The following is a 4,031-nucleotide window of genomic DNA, read 5'->3' on the forward strand; positions in this document are numbered from 1 at the left end:
TACCTGGCCGGTCATGCTCGCGGTGCAGCGCCGTGTCGGCGATCGCCGATGGGCCGCCACCGCCATCATGCTCATTATCCTGGGGATCGTGATCGTTCTGCCGCTCTATAAAGCGATCTCGACCCTCGCGCTGCACGGCGAGCATGACCGGCCAGGTCGCGACCACGATGGTCGTAGCCCAGATCAGGCCCGGAATGAATGGCCGAAGGATATAGAGGCTGCCGATCATCAGTCCCGTCAGAATGACGATCACGAGCAGATGCCGCGCGATATCGACTGGCGGGCGCGGCTTTGCTTGTGGGTCCGCTTGTGGGTTCACTTGGTACTCCCGACTAGGATTTGCCAGCATTGTGCCTCAATGCCCTGGCACGACCTTCCCGGTAACGAATTCCGCGATCGTTGCATCGAGCGAATCGGAGCATTGCCTGTGCGGCGAGTGGCCGCCGGCGGGCAACTTTGCGAGCACGGTTTGGGGAGCGTGCAACGGAATGGCATCGATCTGCGCCATTGTTGCGTACTCGTCGTCCTCGGCTTGAGCCGCGAGAAGCGGGCACCTGATAGACGATAAAAGACGCGTGATATTCCAGTCCCTGAACGCGGGGCTCAGCCAGATATCGTTCCATCCATAGAAGGCCGAGTCCACATCCGCGTGATACCGCGCCAGGCGGCTGCGCAAGTCGCCCTGCGTGTACTGAACTCTCGCCTGGCTGATCATCTCCACCGACATCGCTTCGACGAACACATGCGGCGCAATCGCAATAACGCCAGCCAGCGCGTCAGGAAACGCCGCCGCGTAGAGCAGGGCGATGGACCCGCCGTCGCTGTGTCCGATCACCCACATCCGGGCGCGCTCGGCGTGGCCTATGTCAAGAACATCGAGTAATGCCGGGAGCACGTCCTGTGCTTGCGCGTGCAGGAAATCAACCGGCCATTTCGTGCTGGCCTCGCGCGGCGTGGACGCGCCGTATCCGGGCCGCGAATACACCAGTCCGCGAAAGCCAAGTCGATCGCAAAGTGCTTGCGGCCAGTCCTTCCACATTGCAACCGAGCCGAGCCCCTCGTGCAGGAACACGGCGATGGAAGCATCGGTCGAGTTCGCGTTCAGCCATCGATATTCAATGCGCAGCGAATTGCGACCGTTCTCCGCTGGTAAGTCTGCGAAGGAAGGCGATACCAGTTGATCCATGTTTGCGGCGGGTGAGTTAGATGTTCGCGCTTCTGGCGCGAACGAGCGCGCCCATTAGCGTAGATAGGGCGCCGCGCTAAACCGGTTGCCGGTCTTTTGCCTAATCCGCCGGGCGTTTGTCGGCGAGCGCGCGCCTGCATTCGTCGAGCACGCGCAGAACGAGTTCCGACTGATAGTTCAGATCGTCGCTATCCAGGATTTCTTCGACCGCGTCGCGGGCCCAGTCGGCATCGACCAGTTCTGAATGCCGTTGCGCGAGATCTGCCGCGATCGCCGACAATTTGGCAATGGCGAGCCATTCCGCTTGCCGTTGATGCCTGTCGAGCCATTTATGAGCGGCTTGTACGTGAAAGGCCGCGGTGGGCCAGGAACCGTTCAGGTAATACGCGCCGAGGCTCCCGCACGTGAGCCAGCAGAGCAATTCCACGCGGTCGTTAGGGCCGAGACTGTGGCGTACGTCGTTCATGGCATTGCTCACCAAGATGATTGATGTTTTCCGGAAGTTTTGATTCCGACAGGAAAACGATATCACGCCACAGTGCAATGCGGAATCAGCCATTTGGGCGGTACGTGTGAGGCCCCGCAAAAGGCTGTGCTGCTGATGAGAGGCTGCGGTCGACACATGTTCCGATGTTACGTAACGACATGCGGTGTTGCGCAGGCCCTAATGATGCATGACGAGGTGCGCAGGCGCTCCCTGACGAAACTCTGGAGTGGCCATCGCCGCGGTGATCTCACCAAACGATGACTTGAGCAGGTCGATTTTCTGGCGCAGATCATCCAGCCTGACGGCCGCCATGGTGGCCAGTTCGCGGACGTTGCGCAGCAGCTTTTCGCATAGCGCCGAGTACTGTGCCGCGACGATATCGAGCAGCGCGCGCGACGGCGCGCCGGGGACATCGACGACTGCTTCCTGGGATTGGGCAATCCGCATGCGCTCGGTTGCCTGCGCGAAAACCTCTACAGGAGCGATAGCCGTGGTGATGGATGCGTCCACTTCGTCGAGCGCGGCGCGGAGGTCGAGCGCGCTTTCTTCCATGGACACGGTCAGTCCGTGCACCTTTTTTGCCGTCATCCAGCCGCGCTCCACAAGCGTTTCACTGGCGCTGACGAGCGCGGCAGTAATCGCCGATACCGCCACCCGTTCTGTTTCGACACGATCCTTGAGCTCCGTGCACTCGGCAAGCACTTCGCTGAAGGCTGTCATTTGTAATTCGATCACTTGGATGGTTGGCATGTGGCAATCAAAAATAGGGCGGCGGAAAATCGAAAATAACGCACGAACTATGCCAATTGACGGGTGGAGTGCAGATTAAAAAAATGCCTTGGTTATATTGCTTTAGGCCAACTGTCTTAAATGGCGAATTGCGATTGTCAGTCTGAGGCACCGTGTGAATAACTGTAAAGTAAAGCTGTTGCACCAAGGCAAAATTTGTATAAATTTGACAATTTTTCAATATGCCGGGTTAAACCATAGAAACTGAAATTATCAGCGGTCTAGTTTCGTTGAGGCTATGCAAGCTATTGAATGTAGGGTGATTTATCGTAAATGCTCAATCCTCGACTTGGCAATAACGCCGATAGCGTTTTGTTTGCGATTTGTCGGGTTTTCGATGTCGAACGCGCCCCGGAATTCCCTGCCTGCCGCTTTTGAACATGCGCAAATTCCCTGCTGCCAGTGCCCCGACCGAACTTTGGTGATTTGCTGAAATCGCTTTGTCTCACTCGTGTTGACATGTTGCGCCACAGGCCCGTCACACGTTTCTTCACACCTTTAAAATTCTGGGTTATCTGAGATTGAGGCGATTTCGAAACTGTGTCTCAAAAGTGTTCGGTCTAGACGTGTTTAATAGTTAGACAAAAATAAGACTTTGAGTAGGTAATTAGGGACTAGCGGTTTGATGAATTCGACTCGCGCCACCGATTCTCAAGTTTGGAACTGGGCTTTGGACATCTGGTGAAGTGCGGCGGGAATGAAATCATTTTTCAAACGGCATCACCGTGTCGCGCGAGACCACCCGTAACTGTTTCCTGTGAGTATGAGGCCGCAGCCTGAGGGCAGGCCGTTATCTCTCTCGCGTTATTTGCGCTTGCGCTGCGTGCGGATCGCAAGCACACGGCAATTTTCCGAACGCCCACGCGAAACAAGACAATTTGCGAAATGAACCTTGCTGAGGTTTAATTTGTGTTGCCGCTGGCTTTTATCGCGGCACCTAAAGGAGCAAGACATCTTCCATACACACCTTCCCCGGATAACGCCTTGACGCCGCGGCTGCGAAGCATCTGGCGTCTCGCCTTTATGTTCGTTCGTGAGAGCCGGATGACGGACGCCGGCAAGTCCGAGCCGATCCACCGAGTCATGCGCTCGTTCACGGCCGGCATGCGCGCTCATGGCGCCACGAGTCTTTCCCAGCGCGCGCCATTGCTGCAAAACCTCTCAGGCGTGTTGAGCATGGCATCGGGCGTGCTCGAGCAGCATCCGGCATTGTCGGAAACGGCGGTGCGGGTTGCGCTGGCGCAACTCGATACGCTCAAGTCGCCGTTGAAAGGCGCGGCATTGCGGCAGGCACTTGTTACAGCGTTGCCGCCCGGGCGTGCCGCTGCCTTGATCGAGGTGGAAGACGAACCCGAGCGCTGCGGAATTGCCGAGCAGACGCATCGCGCTTCGGTGCGGTTGAATGAAACGAGCTTGGGCACCGCGGGATTGCCCGTCAGCGCCCGGCTCACGCTGATTCGTGCCGATACCCGCAAGGAGCTCGCGCAGGATCTCGACGTGGCGGGCGCGGCGGCGCGTTGGCGAAGGTCGAGCATTGCATTGACGGTATCGCCCAGACGTGCAATCAGA

Annotated in this window: 3 protein-coding genes and 2 pseudogenes; 1 reads left to right on the forward strand and 4 read right to left on the reverse strand. The window is 57.7% G+C overall.

Features of this window, described 5'->3' with window-relative positions; genetic code table 11:
• From ACRXB1_RS32315 to ACRXB1_RS32330, 4 genes and pseudogenes are all read right to left on the reverse strand, one after another.
• A pseudogene (locus ACRXB1_RS32315) lies at positions 1-229 on the reverse strand (hypothetical protein); the annotation flags it as partial.
• A 126-nt stretch (positions 230-355) separates the two neighbouring features.
• The gene (locus ACRXB1_RS32320) at positions 356-1,186 is read right to left on the reverse strand and encodes an alpha/beta fold hydrolase (RefSeq protein ID WP_449494349.1); all 831 of its coding nucleotides are present in this window, start codon (positions 1,184-1,186) and stop codon (positions 356-358) included.
• Between the two features lie 100 nt (positions 1,187-1,286).
• Positions 1,287-1,652 (reverse strand): hypothetical protein, encoded by a 366-nt coding sequence (locus tag ACRXB1_RS32325; protein ID WP_062172294.1) that lies wholly within the window; start codon positions 1,650-1,652, stop codon positions 1,287-1,289.
• A 198-nt stretch (positions 1,653-1,850) separates the two neighbouring features.
• On the reverse strand, positions 1,851-2,423 hold the full coding sequence (locus tag ACRXB1_RS32330; RefSeq protein WP_449494350.1) for a hypothetical protein: 573 nt from the start codon (positions 2,421-2,423) through the stop codon (positions 1,851-1,853).
• A 1,062-nt stretch (positions 2,424-3,485) separates the two neighbouring features.
• Here ACRXB1_RS32330 and ACRXB1_RS32335 point away from each other — a divergent pair.
• Positions 3,486-4,031, forward strand: a pseudogene (locus ACRXB1_RS32335) (AarF/UbiB family protein); the annotation flags it as partial.

Source organism: Caballeronia sp. M23-90, from assembly GCF_053574605.1.